General features: G+C 72.9%; 19 protein-coding genes and 2 pseudogenes. 12 read left to right on the forward strand and 9 right to left on the reverse strand.

Going from position 1 to position 21,364, the window contains the following annotated elements:
* Positions 1-4: 4 nt before the first annotated feature.
* The 4 genes and pseudogenes from OG505_RS02435 to OG505_RS02450 form a co-directional block, all read left to right on the forward strand.
* Complete coding sequence (locus tag OG505_RS02435; protein WP_405430658.1) at positions 5-436, forward strand: organic hydroperoxide resistance protein; 432 nt, start codon at positions 5-7, stop codon at positions 434-436.
* 46 nt (positions 437-482) lie between these two features.
* The gene (locus OG505_RS02440) at positions 483-1,481 is read left to right on the forward strand and encodes an NADP-dependent oxidoreductase (RefSeq protein ID WP_405430660.1); all 999 of its coding nucleotides are present in this window, start codon (positions 483-485) and stop codon (positions 1,479-1,481) included.
* Between the two features lie 76 nt (positions 1,482-1,557).
* Complete coding sequence (gene hisF, locus OG505_RS02445; RefSeq protein WP_007462965.1) at positions 1,558-2,325, forward strand: imidazole glycerol phosphate synthase subunit HisF; 768 nt, start codon at positions 1,558-1,560, stop codon at positions 2,323-2,325.
* Between the two features lie 520 nt (positions 2,326-2,845).
* Positions 2,846-3,292, forward strand: a pseudogene (locus tag OG505_RS02450) (hypothetical protein); the annotation flags it as partial.
* Positions 3,293-3,384: 92 nt separating this feature from the next.
* Here the strand turns inward: OG505_RS02450 and OG505_RS02455 are convergent.
* Entirely contained in the window at positions 3,385-3,846 is a 462-nt protein-coding gene (locus OG505_RS02455) for a hypothetical protein (protein ID WP_405430663.1), read from the reverse strand.
* A 102-nt stretch (positions 3,847-3,948) separates the two neighbouring features.
* On the reverse strand, positions 3,949-4,644 hold the full coding sequence (locus OG505_RS02460) for a YitT family protein (protein WP_405430665.1): 696 nt from the start codon (positions 4,642-4,644) through the stop codon (positions 3,949-3,951).
* Between the two features lie 59 nt (positions 4,645-4,703).
* Here OG505_RS02460 and OG505_RS02465 point away from each other — a divergent pair, with 59 nt between their 5' ends.
* A complete protein-coding gene (locus tag OG505_RS02465) occupies positions 4,704-6,161 on the forward strand; it encodes a PLP-dependent aminotransferase family protein (protein ID WP_405430666.1) in 1,458 nt (485 codons plus the stop codon).
* A gap of 73 nt (positions 6,162-6,234) precedes the next feature.
* Here the strand turns inward: OG505_RS02465 and OG505_RS02470 are convergent, their stop codons facing one another.
* The 3 genes from OG505_RS02470 to OG505_RS02480 all read right to left on the reverse strand — a co-directional run bounded on the left by OG505_RS02470 (position 6,235) and on the right by OG505_RS02480 (position 9,908).
* Positions 6,235-8,061 (reverse strand): AMP-dependent synthetase/ligase, encoded by a 1,827-nt coding sequence (locus OG505_RS02470; RefSeq protein WP_405430668.1) that lies wholly within the window; start codon positions 8,059-8,061, stop codon positions 6,235-6,237.
* Positions 8,062-8,199: 138 nt separating this feature from the next.
* Complete coding sequence (locus tag OG505_RS02475) at positions 8,200-9,150, reverse strand: terpene synthase (RefSeq protein ID WP_405430670.1); 951 nt, start codon at positions 9,148-9,150, stop codon at positions 8,200-8,202.
* Positions 9,151-9,278: 128 nt separating this feature from the next.
* Complete coding sequence (locus OG505_RS02480; protein ID WP_405430672.1) at positions 9,279-9,908, reverse strand: TIGR03085 family metal-binding protein; 630 nt, start codon at positions 9,906-9,908, stop codon at positions 9,279-9,281.
* 172 nt (positions 9,909-10,080) lie between these two features.
* On the opposite strand from OG505_RS02480, the gene OG505_RS02485 reads away from it, so the two are divergent.
* Both OG505_RS02485 and OG505_RS02490 read left to right on the forward strand, forming a co-directional pair.
* Positions 10,081-11,964 carry an ABC transporter ATP-binding protein gene (locus OG505_RS02485; RefSeq protein ID WP_405430674.1) on the forward strand — a complete coding sequence of 628 codons (1,884 nt, stop codon included), beginning with the start codon at positions 10,081-10,083 and terminating at the stop codon, positions 11,962-11,964.
* Positions 11,965-12,031: 67 nt separating this feature from the next.
* Positions 12,032-13,807: an ABC transporter ATP-binding protein gene (locus OG505_RS02490; RefSeq protein ID WP_405434343.1), complete on the forward strand. Its 1,776-nt coding sequence runs from the start codon at positions 12,032-12,034 to the stop codon at positions 13,805-13,807.
* 38 nt (positions 13,808-13,845) lie between these two features.
* Here the strand turns inward: OG505_RS02490 and OG505_RS02495 are convergent, their stop codons facing one another.
* From OG505_RS02495 to OG505_RS02505, 3 genes are all read right to left on the reverse strand, one after another.
* Positions 13,846-14,448, reverse strand: a complete 603-nt coding sequence (locus OG505_RS02495; RefSeq protein ID WP_405430676.1) for a TetR family transcriptional regulator — start codon at positions 14,446-14,448, stop codon at positions 13,846-13,848.
* A gap of 84 nt (positions 14,449-14,532) precedes the next feature.
* Complete coding sequence (locus OG505_RS02500; protein WP_405430677.1) at positions 14,533-15,288, reverse strand: ABC transporter permease; 756 nt, start codon at positions 15,286-15,288, stop codon at positions 14,533-14,535.
* On the reverse strand, positions 15,285-16,025 hold the full coding sequence (locus OG505_RS02505) for an ABC transporter ATP-binding protein (RefSeq protein ID WP_405430678.1): 741 nt from the start codon (positions 16,023-16,025) through the stop codon (positions 15,285-15,287). Before OG505_RS02505 ends, OG505_RS02500 begins: the two co-directional genes overlap by 4 nt.
* A 555-nt stretch (positions 16,026-16,580) precedes the next feature.
* Between OG505_RS02505 and OG505_RS02510 the strand changes: the two are divergent.
* The 4 genes and pseudogenes from OG505_RS02510 to OG505_RS02525 all read left to right on the forward strand — a co-directional run.
* A pseudogene (locus OG505_RS02510) lies at positions 16,581-16,904 on the forward strand (phosphoribosyl-AMP cyclohydrolase); the annotation flags it as partial.
* A gap of 180 nt (positions 16,905-17,084) precedes the next feature.
* Positions 17,085-17,513 (forward strand): phosphoribosyl-AMP cyclohydrolase, encoded by a 429-nt coding sequence (gene hisI / locus OG505_RS02515; protein ID WP_405434345.1) that lies wholly within the window; start codon positions 17,085-17,087, stop codon positions 17,511-17,513.
* Positions 17,510-19,063: an anthranilate synthase component I gene (locus OG505_RS02520; RefSeq protein ID WP_405430680.1), complete on the forward strand. Its 1,554-nt coding sequence runs from the start codon at positions 17,510-17,512 to the stop codon at positions 19,061-19,063. The genes hisI and OG505_RS02520 overlap by 4 nt, the downstream gene beginning before the upstream one ends.
* A gap of 114 nt (positions 19,064-19,177) precedes the next feature.
* Positions 19,178-19,777 carry a Trp biosynthesis-associated membrane protein gene (locus OG505_RS02525; protein ID WP_405430681.1) on the forward strand — a complete coding sequence of 200 codons (600 nt, stop codon included), beginning with the start codon at positions 19,178-19,180 and terminating at the stop codon, positions 19,775-19,777.
* On the opposite strand, the gene OG505_RS02530 is transcribed toward OG505_RS02525, so the two are convergent.
* Positions 19,778-20,047 (reverse strand): hypothetical protein, encoded by a 270-nt coding sequence (locus tag OG505_RS02530; RefSeq protein WP_405430682.1) that lies wholly within the window; start codon positions 20,045-20,047, stop codon positions 19,778-19,780. It lies immediately after the preceding gene.
* 486 nt (positions 20,048-20,533) lie between these two features.
* On the opposite strand from OG505_RS02530, the gene trpC reads away from it, so the two are divergent.
* Positions 20,534-21,337 (forward strand): indole-3-glycerol phosphate synthase TrpC, encoded by an 804-nt coding sequence (trpC, locus tag OG505_RS02535; protein ID WP_405434347.1) that lies wholly within the window; start codon positions 20,534-20,536, stop codon positions 21,335-21,337.
* Positions 21,338-21,364 lie beyond the last annotated feature (27 nt).

Consider the following 21,364-nt stretch of genomic DNA (forward strand, 5'->3'; position numbering starts at 1 on the left):
TCTCATGCAGGTTCTCTACACCGCGTCCGCGACCGCCACCGGCGATGGCCGGGACGGCCATGTCGAGACCTCCGACGGCACTCTCGCGCTCGACCTGGCGGTGCCGAAGGAGATGGGTGGCGCGGGTGGCGCCGCCAACCCCGAGCAGCTCTTCGCCGCCGGCTACGCGGCCTGTTTCCACAGTGCCCTGCGCCTGGTCGCCCGCCGCGCCAAGGCCGACGTGACCGGCTCCGTGGTCGCCGCCGAGGTGGGCATCGGCCCGAACGGCAGCGGTGGCTTCGGGCTCGCCGTGCAGCTCGTCGTCGACCTGCCCGCCGTCGCCCGCGACGCCGCCGAGCAGATCGTCGAGCAGGCCCACCAGGTCTGCCCGTACTCCAACGCGACCCGCGGCAACATCGACGTCGCGCTGACCGTCCGCGAGGCCCTGGCCGCCTGACGTCGCGGACCCGGACCCCACCTGCGGACGAGAGGACGACCACCCGATGACCAGCAACCGTGAGATCCACCTGGCCAGCCGCCCCGAGGGCTGGCCCACCGAGGACACCTTCCGGCTCGTCGAGACCGACGTCCCGACGCCCGGACCGGGCCAGATCGTGGTCCGTAACCAGTTCATGTCCGTCGACCCGTACATGCGGGGACGGATGAACGACGTCAAGTCGTACGTGCCGCCGTACGCCCTCGACGCCCCGCTCGACGGGGCCGCCGTCGGCGAGGTGGTGGCCAGCGAGTCGACCGACATCGCCGTCGGCGACACCGTGCTGCACGGGCTGGGCTGGCGGGAGTACGCGCTGCTCGACGCCGGCGGCGCGCGCAGGGTCGACTCGAGGCTCGCCCCGGCCAGCGCCTACCTCAGCGTGCTCGGCATGACCGGGCTGACCGCGTACGCCGGTCTGCTGGAGGTCGCCGCGATGAAGCCCGGCGAGACCGTCTTCGTCTCCGCAGCGGCCGGCTCGGTCGGTAGCCTGGTCGGCCAGATCGCCAAGCTCAAGGGCGCCGGCCGGGTCATCGGCAGCGCCGGCTCGGCCGCCAAGGTCGAGCGGCTGCGGGCCCTGGGCTTCGACGCCGCGTTCGACTACCACGACGGGCCGGTCCGCGACTCGCTGCGGGCCGCCGCACCGGACGGCGTCGACGTCTACTTCGACAACGTCGGCGGCGACCACCTGGAGGCGGCGATCTCGGCCATGAACCTGCACGGCCGGGCCGCCATCTGCGGCATGATCGCCCAGTACAACGACACCGAGCCGCCGGCCGCGCCCCGCAACCTCTCGCTGGTCATCGGCAAGCGGCTCACCCTGCGCGGCTTCCTGGTGCGCGACCACAACCACCTGCGGGACGCGTTCGTCCGCGACGTCGCGGGCTGGCTGCGCGAGGGCGCCCTCTCCTACGACGAGACGGTCGTCGACGGCATCGAGAACGCCCCGGCGGCGTTCCTCGGCCTGCTGCGCGGCGAGAACCTGGGCAAGATGCTCGTCCGGGTGTGAGCACCCGCACATGGCGCACGGCGGTCGGCCCGGTCGGGTCGGCCGTCGTGCCATGCGCGGGGGATAGGGTGGCGGCATGACGGTGGCGGTGCGCGTGATCCCCTGCCTCGACGTGGACGCCGGGCGCGTGGTCAAGGGGGTCAACTTCCTCGACCTGCGGGACGCCGGCGACCCGGTGGAGCTGGCCGCCGCGTACGACCGGGCCGGCGCCGACGAGCTGACCTTCCTCGACGTCACCGCGTCTTCCAGCGACCGGGGCACCATGCTCGACGTGGTGCGCCGCACCGCCGAGTCGGTCTTCATCCCGCTGACGGTCGGCGGTGGGGTCCGGCAGGTCGGCGACGTCGACACGCTGCTGCGCGCGGGCGCGGACAAGGTCGGCGTGAACACCGCCGCCATCGCCCGGCCGGAGCTGATCGCCGAGATCGCCGACCGGTTCGGCCGGCAGGTGCTCGTGCTCTCCCTCGACGTACGCCGCGCCCCGGCCGGCGGCACACCCAGCGGGTTCGAGGTCACCACCCACGGTGGCCGGCGCGGCACCGGCCTCGACGCGGTGCGCTGGGCGCGGCAGGTGGCCGAGCTGGGCGCGGGGGAGATCCTGCTCAACTCGATGGACGCCGACGGCACCAAGGCCGGCTTCGACCTGGAGCTGATCGGCGCGGTCCGGGCCGTGGTGGACGTGCCGGTCGTGGCCAGCGGCGGGGCCGGCGAGGTGGCGCACTTCCCACCGGCGATCGGGGCCGGCGCCGACGCGGTGCTCGCCGCCAGCGTCTTCCACTTCGGCGAGCTGACGGTGGGCGAGGTCAAGGACGCCCTGCGCCGCAGCGGTCACCCCGTGCGCTGAGGCATCGGTCACCGCCCCTTGCCGGAACCGCCGTCGCTCGCGATCTTGGATTCTTTCCGTCTCGTGTCGTAACGGAAACAAGATCTACCCTGCCAACTGCTTCCCGCGCCTAATCCGAGTAATTCCTAACCCTGGCTGGGGCGGTGGGCGCAGCCGGCGGCCGGCGGTGACCGTCGGTCACCTCCGTGGGAGCGGATGCGGTCGTCAGGGGTATACCTCAGAGTCATATTCATACCTCTGAGGTATACCGCTCGACAGCACATCGACACGGCGGGCAGCCAAAGCGGATGGCCAGCGCCCTTCGCCGCAACCCCAGCCCCGTTTTGAGTTAGGACCTACTCGTCTAGATGAGACGTTTGCCAGGTCACGGCGGTCAGGGCGAGGATGCGTTGGAGGACTCGAACGGCGACGGCGGACCCAGGTGGTACAAGTCGTGCGCGATTAGATCCGAGAGCGCTCCCGCCCGCACCCAGCACCGGGCCCGCGTGCCGCAGACCGGGCATCGCCCATACCGCTGCTCATGCTCGGCCAGAATCCGCCACCACCCGGCCACCTGCCCCGGAGTGGGCGCACTCACCGGGCTCCATCCACATTCGCGCGGATCGCAGCCACCGACACCTGCGCCTCGAAACACCACCCGCCCGCGGATGCCCGTGACGTACACCGCGCACACCCCCGGATCGGCTATTGCCTTGTTTCCGGCGCTGGTCGGCCTGTACGCGGTCGTCTACGCGGAGCCGCCGTACAACGAGGGACCGGAGCAGGTGGCCGGGTTCGCCACCGGCCTGCCCGGCGAGACGCAGCGCCCCGGTTCACACTCGTCGCCGCCGACGACGCGGGCGCACTGGTCGGTGCCGCCTATGGGTGGACGATGCCCGCCGGCCGGTGGTGGACGCGCGCCGACACCGAGCCGCCAGCCCACCTCCGGAACGCCGACAAGTTCGCGGTGATGGAGTGGGTCGTGCACCCCGACCGGCGCGGTGAGGGCATCGGCGCGGAACTCATACGCCGGCTCCTCGACGCCGAACGTCTTCACGAAGCCTGCGATCTCCAGGCCGCTCAGTGCCCGCCGGAGTGGCCCTCGGGTGACCGGCGGGGGGTGGGGATCGACCGGACCGCGTACTCCTGCACTGCCGCCGCGTGCTCGGCCTCGTCCAGGATCCAGTCGGCGCGGCCCGGCGCGTGCCGGCGGCTCAGCACGCCCTGCACGGTGTCCACCATGGTCGCCACCCCGGCGCGCGGCCGGGTACGCCAGAGTTGCTCACCCTCGGTGGTGATGCGGAACCAGCCGTCGACGACGGTGACCAGGCCCGCCCCGACCAGCCGCTGCACCGCGGCCTCCACCTCGTGTCGCTGTGGAATCGCCTGGTTGAGGTGATCGGCGGTGGACAGCACGTCGGTCAGGCGTACGCCCTCCGGCCGACGACTCGTCGCGGACCGTCGGTGTCGTCCGGCCCCGCTCGCGATCACCAACGACACGAAGATCCAGGCGTCGCTCCAGCGCCAACCGTTCTCCCCCATGCAGAGATGATGACGGCGAGCGTCGCGGAAGGGAACACCCACCCTCCAACGAGCCCGCTTTCACCATCGCGGAGTGCCGGCCCATGAACGGTCGGTGAACGTTCACGCCGCCGCGGCTCGCGGTGGATCACCCGCGGTGACCGCGGACGGATTGTCCGCGATCGGGCCCGGCTGGGCGTCCCCGGTCCCGGGCAGAGGCACCGCGACGAGCGGGATGAAGAACTGCGCCAGTGGGCCGATGGCCAGCGCGTACGCGATGGTGCCCAGGCCGACCGTGCCGCCGAGCAGCCAACCCAGCGCGAGCACGGTGACCTCGATGACCGTGCGCACCAGGCGGATCGAGCGCCCGGGCCGCCGGGCGACGAAGCCGGTCATCAGCCCGTCGCGTGGACCGGGACCCAACCGGGCGCCGAGATAGAGCGCGGTGGCCGCGCCGTTGGCGACGATCCCGGTGACCAGCAGAGCGATACGGACGGCGAGGGGGCCGCCGGTGGGCAGCAGGGCCAGGGTCGCGTCCACCACCAGGCCGATCACCACCACGTTGCTGACGGTGCCGAGGCCGGGCCGTTGGCGCAGCGGGATCCACAGCAGCAGCACCAGGGCGCCGACGCCGATGGTGACCGTGCCGAAGGAGAGCCCGGTCAGCTCGGACAGCCCCTGGTGGAAGACGTCCCACGGGTCGAGGCCCAGGTCGGAGCGGATCATCAGGGCCATGCTGACCCCGTAGAGGACGAGCCCGGCGTAGAGCTGGCTGAGCCGTCGCACCGGCCGCTGCCGCAGATTGCCAATCAGTGCCATGCATGCCACCCTAGGTGCCAATCCTCCCGGCAGAAGAAGCCAATATCCGAGGAGTGGCCATGACAGCTCAGGTTCGAGGTGCCCAATTGGCCCGGTTGCTGGGGCAGTGGCACGCCCTCCCGGGCCGTCGTCGCAGTCCCGACTACGCCGCCCTGGCCGGCGCGGTGCGCGGCCTGCTCGCCGACGCCCGGCTCCCGCTGGGCGTACGCCTCCCGGCCGAACGCGAGCTGGCCGAGGCGCTGCGGATCAGCCGCACGACGGTCACCGCCGCCTACCGGGAACTGCGCGAGACCGGGCACCTGGCCAGCCGCCGGGGCGCCGGCAGTTGGACGATGCTGCCCGGCAACCACCGGGTCGCCAGCACCGGGCTGTGGACCCCGCTGGACGACCGGGAGATGATCGACCTCGGCGTCGCCGCGCTGGCGGCCCCGCCGCAGCTGCTCGCCGCCGCGCGGGCCGCCGTCGAGGATCTGCCCCGCTACCTGGGCGGGGCCGGCTACCACCCGACCGGGATCGGCGAGCTGCGCGACGCGGTGGCCGCCGGCTACACCGCGCGAGGGCTGCCCACCTCGGCCGACCAGATCATGGTCACCAGTGGCACCCAGCACGCCCTGGACCTGGTGCTGCGCCTCGCCCTGGCGCCCGGCGGGAGCGTGCTCGTCGAATCCCCGACCTACCCCAACGCGCTCGCCGCGCTGGCCAGCCGGCGGGCCCGGATCACGACGCACGGGCTGTCCGCCGACTCCGGTGGCTGGGAGTCCGACCTGCTGCTGGGCAGCCTGCGGCAGACCCGGCCCAAGCTGGCGTACCTGATTCCGGAGTTCCAGAACCCGACCGGGCACCTGATGCCGTCCGCGCTGCGCGAGCAGGTGGTCGCCGCGGCCCACGCCGTCGGCACCGATCTGATCGTCGACGAGTCCTTCGTGGACCTGCCGCTGGACGGCACCGAGCTGCCCCCGCCCACGGCCACGTTCGACCGGCACTCCCGGGTGGTGAGCATCGGGGGGATGAGCAAGCCGTACTGGGGTGGCCTGCGCATCGGCTGGGTACGCGCCTCCGCGCCGCAGGTGCAGCGGCTGGCCGCCGTCCGGGTCGGCGTGGACATGTCCAGCCCGGTGCTCGACCAGTTGGTCGCGGTGCACCTGCTCAACGACGCGGCGGCCATCGTCGCCGACCGCCGGGCCCAGCTCACCGCCCAGCGCGACGCGTTGCTGGCCGCGCTGGCGTACCGACTTCCGGACTGGCGGGTGACCGTGCCGCGCGGCGGCGTGACCCTCTGGGCCGAGCTGGACGGCCCGGTCTCCAGCGCGCTCGCCCGCGCCGCCGAGGAGGTCGGCGTCCGGCTCGCGCCCGGCCCCCGGTTCGGTCTCGACGGCACCCTGGAACGCTTCCTGCGGCTGCCGTTCACCCTGCCGGCCGCCGACCTGGTGGAGGCCGTGGAGCGGATCGCCACGGTCCGCTACGACCTGGACCGGACCGGCCGGCAGCGATGGCGGGAGCCGTCCGTCATCGCCTGAGCCCGGCGGGCCACCGGTCGACGCGCCGGTGGCCCCACACCCGAGCGGGCGCGGGGCCACCGGCGGACCGTTCCTACAGCTCGACGAGGGCGCCCGCGTACATCTTGTCGATCTCGGCGGCGAAGTTGCTCTCCACGCCACGTCGCTTGATCTTCAACGACGGGGTGATCTCGCCATCCTCGATCGTCAGGTCGCGCGGCAGGATCGCCACCTTCTTGATCGTTTCCCAGCGGTTGAGCTTGGCGTTGAGCTGGGCGACGTACTCCTCGACCATCGCCTGCGCCTCCGGCGAGGCGACGATCTCGGTGTAGTCGCGGCCTTCCAGCGGGCCGCCGGCCACCCAGCCCCGGATCGCGTCCGGGTCCAGTGTGACGAGCATCGTGCAGAAGTTGCGGGCCTGACCGACCACGACCGCCTGCGAGGTGTACGGGCAGATCGCCTTGAACATCCCCTCGATGTGCGACGGCGCGATGTACTTGCCGCCCGAGGTCTTGACCAGGTCCTTCTTGCGGTCGGTGATCCGCAGGTAGCCCTGCTCGTCCAGGCTGCCGATGTCACCGGTGCGGAAGAAGCCGTCCTCGGTGAACGCGGCCGCGGTCTCCTCCGGCAGGTTGTGGTAGCCGCGCATCACGGGCCGGCCACGGACCAGGATCTCGCCGTCGGTGTCGATCCGGCACTCCAGGTCGCCCATCGCCTGCCCGACCGTGCCGATCCGCAGCCCGGAGGGCGGGTTCACGAAGTTGCCGGCGCTGGTCTCGGTGAGGCCGTAGCCCTCGGAGATCGGCAGGTTGGCGGCGGCGAAGAAGGTGGCGATCTCGGGGCTCAGCGGAGCGGCGCCGGAGACCAGCACCCGTATCCTTCCGCCCAGGCGGGCCTGGAGCTTGCTGAACACCAGCTTCTCGGCCAGCCCGTAGCGCAGCTTCAACCCGGCCGGCACCGGCTTGCCGGCCTGCTCCAGAGCGACCTTCTCCTTGCCGACCTGGACACCCCAGGCGAAGATCTTCGCCTTCGCGCCGCCGGCGCCCTGCGCGGTGGTCACCGCCCGGTTGTAGACCTTCTCGAAAACCCGGGGAGCGCCGCACATCAGGGTCGGCCGGATCACCGCGAGCAGGTCGACCAGCTTCTCCACCCGGCCGTCGACGTAGGTGGGCAGGCCGACGTGGATCGCGCCGCAGAGCAGCGTCTTGCCGAACGAGTGGGCCAGCGGCAGCCACAGGTACTGCAGGTCGTCGTCGCGCAGCAGGCCGACCTCGGCCTGCGCCACGGCCTCCCAGCACCAGCCGGCGTGCAGCAGCTCGACGCCCTTGGGCTGGCCCGTGGTGCCGGAGGTGTAGATCAGCGTGGCCAGGTGGTCCGGGCCGATGCCGGCCACCAGCAGATCGATCAGATCGGGCTCGGCGGCCAGCGCGCGGGTGCCCTGCTCCTCCAGGTCGGCCAGGGTGAGCTGGGGAACCGCGGCGCTCGGGTCCGGGGTGCCGTCGAAGAGCACCACGTGGGTCAGCGCCGGCAGGTCCGCTCCGGCGATCTTGGCGGCCTGCGCCGGGTTCTCCGCGAAGAGCACCCGCGAGGCGGAGTCAGCGATGATGTATGTCGCGTCCGCCGGCTCGGTGGTCGGGTAGACGGTGGTGGTCGCCCCGCCGGCGCACATGATGCCGAGGTCGGCGACCACCCAGTCGAGCCGGGTGTTGGCGAGGATGGCGACGGGATTCTCCTGGCCGACGCCGAGCGCGTGCAGGCCGGCGGCGACGGCCTTGGCGCGCTGGCCGACCTGCTCCCAGGTCAGCCAGTCGGGGCCCGAGTCGTCAGGGGTCGGGGACGCGAACGCGTGTCGGTCGGGGGTGGCCGCCACGCGCTTGAGGAACATGTCCGGGATGGAACGGTACGGTACATCGAGAGCCATCGCTGTAGCCGCCTTCGGGGGTGGTGGCGTGACGGTTGTCACGTCACGGTGGTTACCGAAGAGTATTGCCTGGCACGGGCATCGGCTAGTGCTGGTGATCGACCGGTCGCCCTGGTCGGCCGGCCGACCCACCCCGGATCAGGCGTAGCGGGCAGCCACGAGTGACCAGTCGTAGGTTGCCCGGACCCAGTTGCGCCGCGCGGCCAGCGGCGAGCGCAACGCCTCGACACCGCTGGCCAGCAACCTCTCCTCCGCCGCCAGGTACTCCGTCAACCCCCGGTTGAAACGGTCGGCGGCCGCCCGCAACGCGTCCGCCTCGGCCAGGCCGCCCTCCTGGGCGATGACCGTCACCAGGTTGTGCGCGTCCGGGTCGGTCCGGCTCTCCTTGCCGTACGAGAAGAGGTCGTTGCACCAGCAGACCAGGTCCACCGTCAGCAGGTCCAGGGCGGCCAGCGCCGGATCGGCACGCCGGGCCGGCCCGGGTGGCTGCTCCGACGCCAGGTCGGTCAGGGTGAGACAGGGGTGTACGCCGCCGATGTGCCGACGCAGTTGGACGTACTCCGTCAGCCCCGGCACCCGCCGGCGTTCCCGGTTGGTGGCCTCCCAGAGCAGCGCCAGCAGATACTGGCGCAGCTGACTGACGAACCGCAGCAGCATCGGCGCCCGGCCCTCGGCCCGGGTCCGGCGACACAGGTCGTGCAGCGCGGCGCCCAGCGGGCCGGCGTCCGGCGGCAGTGACGTCAGCGGGTCGCCGCACCGGTCCAGCACGTCGAGCAACGCGGCGATGACCGGCGCCAGCCGGCCCGGGTCGGCCCCGAGGCCGTCCTCGTCGCAGGCGTCGTCCATGACGAACAGCCAGGAGATCAGGTCGGTGAGGAGCCGCAACCCCTGTGCCGGCCCTTCCGGGCAGGCCCGGCCGGCCAGGCCGGCGGCGTCTGCCCGTTGTAGTCGATGAACCTGATGACCGGAACCGACCAGACCGAGAGCGCGCGCCCACTCGACGCTCTCGCTGGCCACCCGAGCCGTGTTCTTGTGGCGCCCCGCCGCGAAGGAGGGTTCCCGTAGCGCCGAGATCGCGAAGCTCCGCATCGTGTGCCCCCACATCGTGCCGCCCCGGCGCGGAACGGCGCGCTGAAGCGTACGGGAGGAGGTATCGGCGCGCATCGCTGGGATGGAGGCAGTCGCCCTCACCTTCGTGACCGATTAAGCGCAGAAAGTCACATGCCCAGGCTGGCGTTGCGGAGCTGCCGCGCGGACGTCGCCGAACCGTCCAGTTGAACCCTCGCCACCCGCTGCCGGCCGGAAAGGAACAGGGTCAACTCGGCCGGGGCGCCCACCAACCGCAGCCGCTCGCCACCACGGCCGACGGAGACCTCGCCGTGACCGGGCGCCTGCACGTAGAGGTCCGCCGGGAAGCGGCGCAGCGACAGCCGGGCGAGCGGGGCGACCTGCTTCCACAGGGTGGCCTGCAAACCGTGGGACAGCTCGCGCGGCTGCCACCCCGGGACGGCCCGCCGCACGTCCTCGTGGTGGATGAAGAACTCCACCGTGTTGACCAGCTCGTCGGTCAGCGGGTTGCTGATCGGGCTCCACACCGGCGGCCGGCGCACCTGCGCCACCAGCTCGGGGTAGGGCCCGGCCGCGAGTCGCCGGCGGACCCGTTCGGCGTGCCCCCGCAGCGGCGCCAGCAGGATCCCGCCGGCCGCGTCCGGACGGCGCTCGCGCAACACGAGGTGCGCGGCGAGGTCACGGGTCGCCCAGCCCTCGTTGATCGTCGGCGCGTCGGGCCCGAGGGCCAGGAAGAGATCGGCCAGCGCCTCGCGCTCGGCTCGGGCGTACCGCGACATGGCCCGATCGTAGGCCCGCGGACCCGCCGTCGCGCGCCGGTGGACGCCGGACCGCACCCCCTGAGCCCGTACGTCCGGTACGTGATGGTCGACATATCCCGTCCGGGTCGGCGGCGCCGGCTCGCAACGGTAAGGATGAGGGTGATAATTGTGGCTTACGGCGGGGGAGAGCGTGGCGAGCAGGACAAGTCGGGACGTGCTCGGCAGAGGGCTGGGGGTTCTGCGGCAGGCGATCCGGGAGCAGCCGCGGATCTTCGCGGTTGCCGTGATCGGCAGTGTGCTGTTCGGCTCGATGGTCATCGTCAGCGCGTACGTGGTGGGCGCGGTGGTCGGCGACGTGGTGGTGCCGGCCATCGCGCGGGGCGAGGTGGGCGTCGGCACTCTGGCGCTGGCCGCGGTCGCCCTGTTCGGGATCAGCGTGCTGCGGGTGGTGGGCATCTTCGGCCGCCGGCTCGGCGCCGGTTACATGCAGTACCGGCTCCAGGCCGCCTACCGCCGCCGGGTCACCCGCCGCTACCTGGACCTGCCGCTGTCGTGGCATCACCGCAACGCCACCGGCACGTTGCTGTCCAACGCCAACTCCGACGTGGAGGCGGCCTGGTATCCCATCGCACCGCTGCCCTTCGCGGTGGGCACGCTGGTGATGCTGGTCGGCGCGATCGTCTCGCTGTTCGCCACCGACTGGGCCCTCGCCCTGGTCGGCCTCGCGGTCTTTCCCGCGCTGTTCGCGCTCAACGTCGTCTACTCGCGCCGGATGGCGCCCCGGCAGGCCCGGGCGCAGCGGTTGCGCGCCGAGGTCAGTGGCATCGCGCACGAGAGCTTCGACGGCGCGCTGGTGGTCAAGACGATGGGCCGCGAGGCGCAGGAGACGGCCCGGTTCGCCGGTCGCGCCGGCGAGCTGCGCGACGCGTTGATCGCGGTCGGCCGGCTGCGGGGCGTCTTCGACCCGTTGCTGGAGACGCTGCCCAGCCTCGGCACCCTCGCGGTGCTGGTGGTCGGGGCGTTCCGGCTGCGCCAGGGCGCGATCAGCGTCACCGAGCTGGTCAGCGTCGCCTTCCTCTTCACCGTGCTGGCCTTCCCGGTACGGGCCATCGGCTGGGTGCTGGCCGAGCTGCCGCGCAGCGTCGCCGGCTGGGACCGGGTGCGCCGGGTGCTCGACGCCACCGGCGAGATGCCGTACGGGCAGACAGTGCTCGACCCGGCCACCCCGGGGCCGGCCACGCTCACGTTCACCGACGTGCACTTCTCCTACCCGCCGGCCGAGGCGCACGAGGCCGGCGCGCAGGTGCTCGGCGAGGTCGGCTTCACCGTGCCGGCCGGCCGCACGGTCGCGCTGGTCGGGCCGACCGGCGCCGGGAAGTCCACCATCGCGTCGCTGGCCGTACGCCTGGTCGACCCGGACTCCGGCGTCGTCGAGCTGGACGGCGTGGATGTGCGCGACCTGACCGCCGCGTCGCTGGCCGGCACGGTCGCGCTGGTCGCGCAGGTGCCGTTCGTCTTCGACGACACCGTGCGGGCCAACGTCGCCCTGGACCGGGCGGGCATCGACGACGAGGCCGTCTGGGCGGCGCTGCGCCTGGCCGAGGCGGACGGGTTCGTCGCCGCGCTGCCGGAGGGACTGGACACGATGGTCGGCGAGCGGGGCACCTCGCTCTCCGGCGGCCAGCGGCAGCGGCTCACGCTGGCCCGCGCGCTGGCCGGGCGGCCACGCCTGCTGGTGCTCGACGACGCGACGAGCGCCGTGGACCCTCGCGTGGAGGCGGCAATCCTCGCCGGTCTGCGGGCGTCGGCGGGCGAGCCGGGAGTGCCGGCCGCGTCGATCCTGGTGGTGGCGTACCGCCGGGCGACCATCGCCCTCGCCGACGAGGTCGTCTACACCGAGCAGGGCCGGGTGGTCGCCCGGGGCACGCACACCGAGCTGCTGGCCACCGTCGGAGGGTACGTGGACCTGGTCACCGCGTACGAGCAGGCGGAGGTCGACCGCGCGCAGGAGCGCGCGTACGACGACGAGGTGGCGCAGTTGCCGTCGGGCCTGGAGATCGAGGTGGACCGGTGAGCGCGAGGAGTGCAGCGCAGCGGAGCCCCGCAGTCGCGAACGAAAGGCGAGCCCGGTGAGTACGACGGTGACGACTGACGAGCGGGACGCGCGGACGGAGACGACCTGGCAGACCCTCCGGCGAGGGCTGGCGCTCTCCCCGGAGCTGCGCACCGGCCTGGCCGCCACCCTGGGCCTGGCCCTGGTCTACATGGTGGGCCGGGTGGCCGTTCCGGTCGCGGTCCAGCAGGGCATCGACCGCGGCATCGTCGGTGGTCTGGACCTCGACGTGGTCTGGTCGGTGGTGGCGGTCACCGCGGCGATCCTCGTGGTGACCACGGCCTGCGGCTATCTGATGATGCGCCGGCTGTTCACGGTCAGCGAGACGGCGTTGGCGAACGTGCGGACGCGGGCGTTCCGGCACGTGCACGACCTGTCGATGCTGCACCAGCAGTCGGAGCGGCGTGGGTCGCTGGTCTCGCGGGTCACCAGCGACGTCGACCAGATCACCCAGTTCCTCCAGTGGGGTGGGGTGATCCTGCTGGTCAACCTGGGTCAGCTGGTGGTGACGACGGCCGTCATGCTGGCGTACTCCTGGCAGCTGACCCTGGTGGTGCTGGTGGCGTTCCTGCCGGCGGTGCTCGTCATCCGGCAGTTGCAGCGTCGCCTCGGCGCGGCGTACGCGACGGTGCGTCAGCGCACCGGCACGCTGCTGGGCGCGATCGGTGAGAGCGTGGTGGGCGCGCCGGTGATCCGGGCGTACGGCATCGCGGGGCGCACCGCCCGGCGGTTGGACGACGCGATCGACAATCAGCGCCTGGCGCAGCAGCGGGCGATCCGGATCAGCATCGTGGGCAGTTCGGTGGGCGAGCTCGCGGCCGGTCTGGCGCTGGCGGGCGTGGTGGTGCTCGGGGTGACGCTGGGGGTCGACGGCACGCTGTCGATCGGCCAGCTGACCGCCTTCCTCTTCCTGGTGACGCTGTTCATCCAGCCGGTGCAGATCGCCACCGAGGTGCTCAACGAGGCGCAGAACGCGATCGCGGGCTGGCGGCGGGTGCTGGACGTGCTCGACGTCGCCCCGGACGTGGCGGACCCGGGGGAGCAGGGACGGGACCTGCCGGCTGGCCCGCTGGACATCCGGTTCGCCGGGGTGAGGTTCGCCTATCCGGGTGGCCCGCCGGTGCTGCACGACATCGACCTGGAGATCCCGGCGAAGAGCCGGGTGGCGGTGGTCGGCGAGACGGGCAGCGGCAAGACGACCTTCGCGAAGTTGCTCACCCGCCTGATGGACCCGTCGGCGGGAGCGGTGCTGCTGTCCGGGGTGCCGCTGGCGCAGGTGCGGTTCGACTCGCTGCGCTCCCGGGTGGTGATGGTGCCGCAGGACGGGTTCCTGTTCGACGCGACGGTGGGGGGCAACGTCCGGTTCGCCCGGCCGGAGTTGACCGACGAGCAGCTCGGCGCCGCGTTCACGGAGTTGGGCCTGGCGGACTGGTTGGACGGTCTGCCCGCCGGCCTGGACACGCCCGTCGGGGAGCGTGGCGAGGCGTTGAGCGTCGGGGAGCGGCAGCTTGTCGCGCTGACCCGGGCGTACGTGGCCGATCCGGACCTGCTGGTGCTGGACGAGGCGACCAGCGCGGTGGACCCGGCGACCGAGGTGCGACTGCAACGCACCCTGGACGCCGTCACGCGGGGTCGTACGACGCTCGCCATCGCGCACCGGCTCTCCACCGCCCAGGCTGCCGACGAGGTGATCGTGGTGGACCGGGGTCGCATCGTGCAGCGGGGCCCGCACGACGAGCTGGTGCACGACGCCGACTCGGTCTACGGCCTGCTGTACGCCTCCTGGTTGGAGCAGACCCGGTAACGAAGCGCCAGGCTGCTGGACGCCGTGGAACGGGCGCTCTACGTTCCGGTCGGCAGCGGTCCGGTGACGTACCGCTGGATGGTGGGGCCGATGGCGGCGACCAGGGTTTCCGGGTCGGCGGACGCCACCGGCTCCATGCGCACCACGTGCCGGATCATCGCCAACCCGATCAGCTGGGTGGCGACCAGCGAGCCGCGCAGCGGCAATTCGGCCGGGTCGACGTCGAGCTGGTCGAGCACCCGGCGCAGCACCTGCGTGGTGATGAACTCCCGCAGCAGGCGCGCGGTCCATTCGTTGCTCACCGCCGAGCGCAGCAGCGCCACCCCGGCGCTGCCGGCCGGGGAGTCCCAGATGCCCAGGAACGTCCGCACCAGACGCTCACCGACGCCGTCCCGGTCGCCCGCGAGCACCCTCGGCACCATCTGGCCGGGGTCGACGGGGAAGTTCATCGCGGTCAGGAAGAGCTGGTCCTTGCTGCCGAAATAGTGGTGCACCAGCGCCGGGTCCACCCCGGCGGTGGCGGCGATGCCGCGGATCGAGGCGGCGTCGAAGCCGCGCTCGGCGAACGCCGCCCGCGCCGCGTCGAGGATCGCCTCCCGGGTGTCCGGGTTGCCGGGTCGCCGGCCGGTCCGCCGCGTCATCGCCGCCCTTCGTTCGTCCGCTGACGCCGTCGGTCGCCCCGACGGCTGGCGGCAACCCGCGGGCGCGGGTCGCCGCCGGGCCGGTCAGCCGGTGCGCCGGCGCAGGGTCGCCGCCGCGAGCACCAGCGCCAGCACCACCGCGCCGAGCACCACGCCCACGTCCCGCCACATCGTGCCGGTCGGCTCGGCGTTGGCGCCGACCTCCTGCAACGCCTCGATGGCGTACGACAGGGGGAAGGCGTCACTGAGCGCCTGGAGCCAGCCGGCCATCTGGTCGCGGGCCACGAACAGCCCACAGAGCAGGAGCTGAGGGATCACCACGACCGGCAGAAACTGTACTGCCTGGAACTCGGTGCGGGCGAAGGCGCTGCACAGCAGGCCCAGGGCGACGCCGAGCACCGCGTCGAGCACCGCGATCCCGATCACCAGAGCGCTGCTTCCGACGGTCCGCAGGTCGAAGATCCAGTACGCCACACCGGCGGCGACCGCGGCCTGCGCGGCGGCGGCCAGACCGAATGCGATGCCGTACCCGAAGAGCAGGTCGAGCTTGCCCAGCGGGGTGGTGAGCAGCCGTTCCAGGGTGCCGGAGGTGCGTTCGCGCAGCATCGCGATGCTGGTGACGAGGAACATGATCACGAAGGGGAAGATGCCCAGCATCACCAGCGCGATCCGGTCGAACGTCGACGGCTGCCCCGGCGGGGTCGGCTGGTCGACGTACATGAAGTAGACCAGGGTGAGCAGGACGGCCGGCACGAGCACGAGCAGCGCGATCGTGCGCCGGTCGTGCCGGAGCTGACGCAGGATGCGGCCGGTGGTGGCCGCCAGGATCCGCACGTTCATTTCGCTCCCCGTCCCGTCGACGCTTCTGCTTCCCCGGCCTTGATCAGTCGCAGGAACGCCTCGTCGAGGTCGTCCACGCCAGCGGTGGCGCGGATCGCGTCCGGGCTGTCGTCGGCGATCAGCCGCCCCTGGCGGATCAGCAGCAGCCGGTCGCAGCGGGCCGCCTCGTCCATGACGTGGCTGGACACCAGCAGGGTGGTGCCGGCGGCGGCCATGGCGTGGAACCGGGCCCACAGGTCGGCCCGCAGCACCGGGTCCTGACCGACGGTGGGCTCGTCGAGGATGACCAGCTCCGGGTCGCCGACCAGGGCGCAGGCCAGCGAGGCGCGGCTGCGCTGACCGCCGGAGAGGGTGGCGACCAGTTGACCGGCCGCCTCGGCCAGCCCGACGGCACTGACCGCCTCGTCGGCCTCGGCACGACCACGGCCGTAGAGGGCCGCGAAGTAGCGGGCGTTCTCCCGGACGGTCAGGTCGGCGTAGACGCTCGGCGCCTGCGTGAGATAGCCCACCCGGTTGCGCAGCGCCGGGGTGCCCGCCGGCTGGCCCAGCACGGTGACCGTCCCCGCGCTGACCAGCTGCACGCCGACCACCGCGCGCATGAACGTGGTCTTGCCGCTGCCGCTGGGGCCCAGCAGACCGGTGACGGCACCGCGCGGCACGGCGCAGCTGATGTCGTCCAGCACCCGCCGTCCGCCCCGGTTGACCACCAGGTCGCGGACGGTTATCGCGTCGTGCATCACGCACCTCCGAAAAACTCATCGTCTGTTGAACTCAACGCTAGATGAGATAACGCCGTCCGCGCAACGGCCCGCTTCCCCGGCAGCGCCCACCGTCGCACCCAGCATCACAACGGGCAGTAGGCTTCGGACCGGACAGCAGGTCCGGCAACGGGCATTGCGTACTGATCGGGCGTACGGCACGATGACGCCGTGGGTCACGCTCCGTTACCGCACAGCGGATTTCTTGAGGACTGGGCCGCGCGGTTGCGGGACGCCGCTGAACGGCCGGTCGTCGGCATCCTGCTGCGCGGCAGTCACGCCCGACGGGCCGCCACCGCGCACAGCGACGTCGACCTCGACGTGCTGGTCGGCGGCTCCCCGTACGCTGCCCGCCGCGCGTACCTGGCCGAGACCGCCGGCCGGGTCACCCACGTCTCGGTGGCCGCCCGCGACGTCCGCTCCTGGGTGCACCGGCTCGGCGAGCCGGCCGACTGGGCGTTCGGGCTGCCGGTCACCACGCCGGCCCGGCTGCTCTGGGCCGACCCGCACTGGCGGCCCCGGATCGACCTGCCGGTGCTCTGCCAGCCCGCCGAGCCACCCCGGCTGGAGGAGCTGATCGCCATGCTCGGCAAGGCCGCCGCCGCCCGGGCCGCCGCCGACCGCCTCGGGGTCCGGCTCGCCGTGGCGGACCTCGCCCGGCTCTGCCCGTCGGTGCTGCGCCCGGCGAACCCGTCGGTACGGGTGTCCTCCCGGCGGGCGGCGTTCGCGGCCGCCCTGGAGCTGCCGGTCGCCCCCGCCGGCTACCGGGACGACATGCTGCTCTGCCTCGGCCTGCGTCCGGGCGGCACCGGGCAGCTCTGGGCCGCCGCCGTACGGCTGGTCGCCGGGATCCTGCCGTTGATCCGCCCGTACGCCGCCGAGATCGCCGGCGCGGCCGGCGCCGACCTGGCCGACGCCCTGGTCGACGGCCGGTTGGACCGCTACGTGGCCCAGCTCGCCCGGCCCGTGGGCCACCCGCCGAACCCTCGGCGGGAGTCGTCGCCGGTGCCCGCGCCGCGTGCAGGACAATGGGTAACTGTGCCCGTACCTGACGCGCCGGTGACCGGCGTCCCCAGCGATCCGAGCGGCCCGGCGGCGTCGACGCCGTCCCGTCCGTCCCGGCTCGATCCGGCCATCGCGGCCCGGCTGCGCCGCACCGCCGACGGCCTGGTCGCCGCCGTGGTGCGCGCCCACGACTCCGGCGAGGTGCTGATGGTCGCCTGGATGGACGACGAGGCGCTGCACCGCACCCTCACCACCGGCCGGGCCACCTACTGGTCGCGCAGCCGCCGGGAGTACTGGGTCAAGGGCGCCACCTCCGGCCACCACCAGTACGTGCGCTCGGTCGCGCTGGACTGCGACGGCGACGCGCTGCTGGTCAGCGTCGACCAGGTCGGCGCGGCCTGCCACACCGGGCACCGGACCTGCTTCTTCACCGAACTGCCGGTGACGGGGGCCGGCACATGACCGACGGCGCGGTGAGCCCCGACCTGACCACCTTCACCGACGTGGCCGCCCGCTGGCGCGTCGTGCCGGTCACCCGACGCCTGCTGGCCGACGCCGAGACCCCGGTGGGTGTCTACCGCAAGCTCGCCGGCGGGCCCGGCACGTTCCTGCTCGAGTCGGCCGAGCAGGGCGTCGGCTCAGCGGGCATGGCCTGGTCGCGGTACTCCTTCATCGGCGTGCGCAGCAGCGCCACCCTCGTCGAGCGGAACGGGGTGGCGACCTGGCTCGGCCAGCCGCCGGCCGGGCTGCCCACCGACGGTGACCCGGTGCGGGTGCTGCGGGACACCGTCGCGGCGCTCGCCGGCCCGCTCGCAGACCCGTCCGACGGTCTGCCCCCGTTGACCGGGGGCATGGTCGGCTACCTCGGCTACGACCTCGTCCGCCGCTTCGAACGGCTGCCCGAGCTGACCGAGAACGACCTGGGCGTGCCGGAGCTGGGCATGATGCTCGCCACCGACCTGGTGGTGCTCGACCACTACGACGGCTCGGCGATCCTGGTGGCCAACGCGGTGCTGCCACCGCTGGACACCCCGGGCCGCGACGCGCAGGTCACCGCCGCGTACCACCACGCGGTGGGCCGCCTCGACGCGATGACCACGGCGCTGTCCCGGCCCATCCCACCGATGATCTCCACGGTTGAGCGTCCACCGGTCGACGAGGTCCTCTGTCGTACGCCTGAGGGTGGCTACCTGAAGGCGGTGGAGGCCGCCAAGGAGGCGATCCGGGCGGGCGAGTGCTTCCAGATCGTGCTGTCCCAGCGCTTCGAGCGGGCGACGCACGCCGATCCGCTGGACGTCTACCGGGTGCTGCGCACCAGCAACCCCAGCCCGTACATGTACCTGCTGCGCTTCGACGGGTTCGACATCGTCGGCTCGTCGCCGGAGGCGCACCTGAAGGTCACCGCCGGTGCGGACGGGCGTCGCCGGGCGCTGCTGCATCCGATCGCCGGCACCCGGCCACGCGGTGCCACCGCGACGGCGGACGCCGGGCTCGCCGCCGAACTGCTCGCCGACCCCAAGGAGCGCGCCGAGCACGTGATGCTCGTCGACCTGGGCCGCAACGACCTGGGCCGGGTCTGCGAGCCCGGCAGCGTCCAGGTGCCCGAGTTCGCGACCATCGAGCGGTACAGCCACGTGATGCACATCGTCTCCACCGTGACCGGCAATCTGCGTGACGACCGTTCCGCGTTCGACGCGCTCGCCGCGACCTTCCCGGCCGGGACGCTCTCCGGCGCTCCCAAGGTGCGGGCCATGGAGATCATCGAGGAGTTGGAGCCGGTGCGCCGCGGTCTCTACGGCGGCACGGTCGGCTACTTCGGGTTCGGCGGCGACCTGGACATGGCGATCGCCATCCGGACCGCGCTGATCCGTGCCGGTCGCGCCTACGTGCAGGCCGGCGCGGGGGTGGTCGCCGACTCGGATCCGGCCGCCGAGGAGCAGGAGACCCGCGACAAGGCCGCCGCCGTGCTGGCCGCGATCGCCGCGGCGGAAACGCTGAGGGCGGCCCGGTGAGCGCGAGGAGTGCAGCGCAGCGGAGCCCCGCAGTCGCGAACGAAAGGTCGGCCCGGTGAGCGCGAGGAGTGCAGCGCAGCGGAGCCCCGCAGTCGCGAACGAAAAGTCGGCACGGTGAGCGTCGATGACCGGCGGGAGACCGGCGGCGGGGGCGTGGGGGGTCGGCGCCAGTTGACGTACGCCGTGCTGCTCTGCCTGGCGGGCGCGGCCCTGGCGCTGTGGGCGGCGACCCGGGGCTGGTCGGTCGAGGTGACCGCGCGGCCGGCGCCGCTGCCGCCGGTGCGCGAGGCCCGCAGCGGGGCGGCCCTGCTGCCGTGGCTGCCGGCGCTGGCGTTGGTCACGCTGGCCGGCGGTGGCGCGGTGTTGGCCACCCGGGGTGGGGTGCGGCGGCTGCTGGGTGTGCTGCTGGGCGTTCTGGGCCTGGCGGTGGCGGCCGGTGGCGGTTACGGGTTGGTGGCCGATCTCGACGGCGTGGTGAGCCGGCAGTGGCCGGCGCTGTGCCTGCTCGGCGGTCTGCTCGCCGCCGTGGGCGGCGGGTGGACGGCGCTGCGGGGCGGCGGGTGGCCGGCGATGGGTGCCCGGTACGAGCGGCCGACGCGGACCGTCACGGAGAGTGAGCCCACGACGGTTGCCCCACCGGGTCGGATGGCCGGGCGGCGGACCACCGAGGCCTGGGACGCGTTGGACCGGGGTGAGGACCCGACGGCCGGCTGATCAGCCGACCGGCTGACGCTCCCGCTGCGGGTGGGCGGCGGCGGCGCGGGCGGCGGCCAGTTCGGCCACCAGGCGGTCCAGTTCGGCGCGTCGGTCGGCGCGGGCCCGGTCGGCGCAGACCGCCTCCCAGGCGTTGCCGCGTGCGGTGCGCATCCGGCCCTCGCCGACGACGGCCCGCTCCAGGGTGTGCACCACGCCGACGGCGAGTGACGCCACGGTCCGGGAGATGGTGGTCAGTCCGATGCTCGGGTTCGACTCGACAATGCTCATGGTCACCCCGCACGAGGAGTTGGCGACGGTCGGGCAGGCGCGTCATCGAGTCTGCCCGAGGACGATGTTGACCGGCTGACGTTTCGCCGGGGTGACCGCCCGGTCAACTGTCCCGCCATGCCCGCGACCTGGGACCGGCCGTTCGGCCTTGAGCTTGCTCACAGCATCGATCGGCGTCGTTCTCGTCGGGCGGCGAGCCGGAAGCGGTGGCATGATCGATGGGTCGGCCCGGTTCGACCGGGGCCGCCGGGCTCCCGTCGTGTGGCGGCGGTCGATAACGGAGGTGGCGCTGCGTGACATCCCGTTCACGGCAGGTCGGCCATTATGCCGCAGCCCTTTTCGTGAGCAGCGCCATACCCCCGGCTCCCGGCGTCGGTCGGCTGCCCCTAGCATCGGCCCATGACACCCGGAGAGGGGAGTCCGTTGGTGACTGCTGAGCATGCGCACGCGGAGGGGGACGAGGCCGGTCAGGCGGCGTCCGTAAGCGTGCTCGACGAGATCTTGGCTGGCGTGCGCGAGGACGTCGCCCGACGCCAGGAACAGGTTCCGTTGGAACGGATCCGTGAACTGGCCGCGGCGGCGCCGCCACCACTGGACGCGTACGCGGCGTTGCGTAAGCCCGGCGTAGCGGTCATCGCCGAGGTCAAGCGCTCCTCGCCGTCGAAGGGCCGGCTGGCCGAGATCGCCGATCCGGCCGATCTCGCCGTCGACTACGCGGCGGGCGGGGCGCGGGCGATCAGCGTGCTGACCGAGGGGCGCTGGTTCGGCGGGTCCCTCGATGACCTGGCCGCCGTGCGGGCCGCGGTCACCGTGCCCGTGCTGCGCAAGGACTTCGTGGTCTCCAGCTACCAGGTGCACGAGGCGCGCGCGCACGGCGCCGACCTGGTCCTGCTGATCGTGGCCGCCCTTGAGCAGAACGTGCTGATGGGCCTGCTGGAGCGGATCGAGTCGCTGGGCATGACCGCGCTCGTCGAGGTCCACGACGAGGAGGAGGCCGACCGGGCCCTGGAGGCCGGTGCCCAGGTGATTGGGGTCAACGCCCGTGACCTGCGTACCCTTCAGGTGGATCGGACGGTGTTCGAGCGGATCGCGCCGGGCCTGCCGAGCAGCGTCGTCAAGATCGCCGAGTCCGGTGTCCGCGGCCCGCACGACCTGATCCGGTACGCCTCCGCGGGCGCGGACGCGGTCCTCGTCGGCGAGGGCCTCGTCACCCAGAAGAGCCCACGCGAGGCGGTGGCCGAACTGGTCAACGCCGGCAACCACCCGGCGACGCCCCGGCCGGTGCGCTGACCCGCGCCGGTGTGACGCCCCACCGAG

The organism is Micromonospora sp. NBC_00617 (assembly GCF_045161355.1).
Lineage (GTDB): Bacteria > Actinomycetota > Actinomycetes > Mycobacteriales > Micromonosporaceae > Micromonospora.

Excerpts from the sequence above, each read along its gene's own strand:
- OG505_RS02530 (WP_405430682.1), bottom strand. The coding sequence starts at position 20,047 with ATGAGCATTGTCGAGTCGAACCCGAGCATCGGACTGACCACCATCTCC.
- hisF (WP_007462965.1), top strand. The coding sequence starts at position 1,558 with ATGACGGTGGCGGTGCGCGTGATCCCCTGCCTCGACGTGGACGCCGGG.
- OG505_RS02465 (WP_405430666.1), top strand. The coding sequence starts at position 4,704 with ATGACAGCTCAGGTTCGAGGTGCCCAATTGGCCCGGTTGCTGGGGCAG.
- OG505_RS02520 (WP_405430680.1), top strand. The coding sequence starts at position 17,510 with ATGACCGACGGCGCGGTGAGCCCCGACCTGACCACCTTCACCGACGTG.
- OG505_RS02475 (WP_405430670.1), bottom strand. The coding sequence starts at position 9,150 with ATGCGGAGCTTCGCGATCTCGGCGCTACGGGAACCCTCCTTCGCGGCG.
- OG505_RS02505 (WP_405430678.1), bottom strand. The coding sequence starts at position 16,025 with ATGCACGACGCGATAACCGTCCGCGACCTGGTGGTCAACCGGGGCGGA.
- OG505_RS02480 (WP_405430672.1), bottom strand. The coding sequence starts at position 9,908 with ATGTCGCGGTACGCCCGAGCCGAGCGCGAGGCGCTGGCCGATCTCTTC.
- OG505_RS02460 (WP_405430665.1), bottom strand. The coding sequence starts at position 4,644 with ATGGCACTGATTGGCAATCTGCGGCAGCGGCCGGTGCGACGGCTCAGC.
- OG505_RS02500 (WP_405430677.1), bottom strand. The coding sequence starts at position 15,288 with ATGAACGTGCGGATCCTGGCGGCCACCACCGGCCGCATCCTGCGTCAG.
- OG505_RS02495 (WP_405430676.1), bottom strand. The coding sequence starts at position 14,448 with ATGACGCGGCGGACCGGCCGGCGACCCGGCAACCCGGACACCCGGGAG.
- OG505_RS02455 (WP_405430663.1), bottom strand. The coding sequence starts at position 3,846 with ATGGGGGAGAACGGTTGGCGCTGGAGCGACGCCTGGATCTTCGTGTCG.
- OG505_RS02440 (WP_405430660.1), top strand. The coding sequence starts at position 483 with ATGACCAGCAACCGTGAGATCCACCTGGCCAGCCGCCCCGAGGGCTGG.
- OG505_RS02470 (WP_405430668.1), bottom strand. The coding sequence starts at position 8,061 with ATGGCTCTCGATGTACCGTACCGTTCCATCCCGGACATGTTCCTCAAG.
- OG505_RS02435 (WP_405430658.1), top strand. The coding sequence starts at position 5 with ATGCAGGTTCTCTACACCGCGTCCGCGACCGCCACCGGCGATGGCCGG.